Source organism: Paraburkholderia sp. BR14320 (genome assembly GCF_040948665.1).
GTDB classification, from domain to species: domain Bacteria; phylum Pseudomonadota; class Gammaproteobacteria; order Burkholderiales; family Burkholderiaceae; genus Paraburkholderia; species Paraburkholderia youngii.
Map to the genome: position 1 here is coordinate 1 of NZ_JBFPKG010000151.1, position 2,619 is coordinate 2,619.

The 2,619-nt window shown below is 56.1% G+C and carries 2 protein-coding genes; one reads left to right on the plus strand and one right to left on the minus strand.

Annotated elements, in window-relative coordinates; genetic code table 11:
* Window positions 1-88: 88 nt before the first annotated feature.
* Window positions 89-1,035, minus strand: a protein-coding gene (locus AB3X89_RS39305; protein WP_368587948.1) for an IS5 family transposase whose coding sequence is annotated in 2 segments (ribosomal slippage) — window positions 89-387 and window positions 387-1,035 — 948 coding nt in all. Because the reading frame shifts where the segments join, the coding sequence is not laid out codon by codon here.
* Window positions 1,036-1,846: 811 nt separating this feature from the next.
* Here AB3X89_RS39305 and AB3X89_RS39310 point away from each other — a divergent pair.
* Window positions 1,847-2,317, plus strand: coding sequence for a hypothetical protein (locus AB3X89_RS39310; protein WP_368587949.1), 471 nt, complete (start codon window positions 1,847-1,849; stop codon window positions 2,315-2,317).
* The last annotated feature ends 302 nt before the right edge of the window (window positions 2,318-2,619 follow it).

The window sequence follows — 2,619 nt, forward strand, 5'->3', positions numbered from 1 at the left end:
GTTCCAGAACCATTCGCACAGCCCGCTCACGAACTTCAGGCGAGTACCTTGGGCACTTCTTCTTCGTGTTTTCCATAGCTCCATTTTCTCAAGAAGTGGAGCCTCCGGAAATCCCGGGGCGGTTCAAAGCGAACAACGTGGTGATCTGGGCAGTGTTTTTCATCAAACCGCGATAGCGGGTCTTCGCATAGCCGAACTGCCGCTTGATGACGCGAAACGGGTGCTCAACATTGGCACGGATACCGGCCTTGAGCCGCTCGATCTGATCGTATATCGCGTCCAGAGGATTACTCCGGTCCAGTAGTCTGCGCTTGCCCGGTCTCATCGCAACATGCCAACGAGCTGCGTCGGCCTCACAATGCTTTTCGATTCCCTGATACCAGGCGTAGCGTAGACATCCGTCTCCTTGCCGTGCAGCAACGCCTGGGCAACGGTGGTGTCGTGCACATTGGCCGCCGTTCCAATGACTGTATGAACCAGTCCGGAGTCTGCGTCGACGCCGATGTGCGATTTCATTCCGAAATACCAGTTGCCGCCTTTCTGCGTCGAGTGCGTTTCCGGATCCCGGGTGCCGGAACCGTTCTTTGTCGAACTGGGCGCGGCAATCAGGGTGGCGTCGACTGCGGATCCAGCCTTTAGCATCAAGCCCTTCTCCGTCAGGATCTCATTGACCAGTGCGAGCATTTGCGCGGCCAGCCCATGTGTTTCAAGCAGATGGCGGAACCGGAGAATCGTGCTTTCATCCGGCAAACGCACCATGCCGCCGTCGAGACCCGCGAACTCGCGATACAGCGGCACGTCGTACAGCGCCTCTTCCATTGCAGGGTCCGACAGACCAAACCACTGCTGCATAAAATGAATTTGCAGCATCGTCGCGATCGGGAAAGGCGGCCGTCCGGTTTTGCCTGCCGGATAGTGCGGCTCGATCAGCGCAATCAGCTTCGACCAAGGCACGACACGCCGCATCTCATCGAGAAATTCCCGCTTGCGCGTGCGCTTGGATGACAGATCCAGGTCAAGACCCAACTGCGACATTACTCTTCTCCTCAACTAATTCGCGATGCTTCCAGGATAGCTGAACGGGGCGTCAATGCCAGGACTTTTGCAGACCTTCCTTAACACTCTCCCCCGAAGCCGATCCCACCGCAAACAAGAACCAATTTTTCGGGTGTTGGACCAGTGTAGAAATGTGGCCCGCGCAGAAGCATATTGACCTGTGCTGGCAACAGCATACGGACAATGTTGGACACATGGCGCTCTGTTCCGCTCACGTTAGAGTGTCGCCTGAGGCAGAGGACGTCGTCACTTGTCTCGGTAAAACGGCGGGCGATCTCGCTAGCGCAGCCTCATGTGGCGCGAAGGGAGCTCTGACCGATAGACAGAAAGCTGCTTTGGGGTGCATTGTCGGCTACCAAGCCAATCTCCATGCTGCTGCGCTATGCGTCGCTTCCGACGGCCTTCCGGCCGACCAGGCCCGCGCGCTGCAATGCCTGATGGATAACAAAGATCATCCCACGAGCGCTGTGCCGTGCATCGGAGCGAGTCATCTTTCACCGGAGCAGCAACGACAGATCGCATGTATATCCGAGTATTCGGACGATGCCGTGAAGGCCGGTCTTTGCATCGCGCTTCCGAGGATGTCTTCTGATCAAAGACGCCTTGTCTCCTGTGTATCTGAACATCAAGATAATCTTTACGGAGCGGCGTTTTGCGCCGGCGGCTCGCGGTTGTCGCCCGACGAACAACGTATTGCCGCCTGTGTCTCAGAGCATTACTCCGATTACACCAGCGCCGCTCTATGCGCCGGTGGCTCGCATCTGAGCAACGCCGAAATGATTGTGGCTGAATGCGCGATCTCGAGCGCTGGAGGCCATTTGCATTTGTTATATGCGTCGCCGAGCAGTACACCGCGCAAGAACTTGAGAAATGTCTCGCGACCGGAAAAATTGGCGGCGATGATGGTTGCTTTGGAAAGAACAACGATCTGGTCAAGCTCGTTAACGACAGCTTCGAGGGTGTTCGTTTGCAAGTCGAAGTGATGCGCAACCCGAATCTAATTTTGGGTGGCCCTAACTCTTTCTCACGCAACCCGACCCAAGTGTGGGGGGGCAGGAATTCGGTGTTCAACAACCCTGGACAGCTCATCGGCGGGGACAACTCCGTGCCTCGCAAGCCGCTGGGAGACTTCGGAACTCAGCTCGCAAAACCTTTCGGTCGACTACCGGCCGTGCCGGCTCCTGCACAAGTAGCGAATGCCGCACAACAGATTGCGGGTTTCGGCCTCTTGCAACTCACGGATTTTTCGCGACATTCATGAGTGGGCGAAATGGGCGGGACCGTTGCGAAAAATTATGACTATAAAATCATACGACGACGTATTATCATCAGGAATGCGAACGTAATGGAGGTTGCAATGCATGGCACGGTGAACCGACCATGGAGCCGTACGTCCTGCGATGATTTTCAGCAATAGTGCCGAAGGTTGATCATCGTATAAGCGAGCGTCTTGAACGCGTAGTGCACCTCGCTGATGCGTTCGAAGCGCAGCAACAGACGGCGAAACTTGTCTTCCCAGGCGAAGACGCGCTCGATGGTTCTGAAGCGCTCCTCGAAGATGGC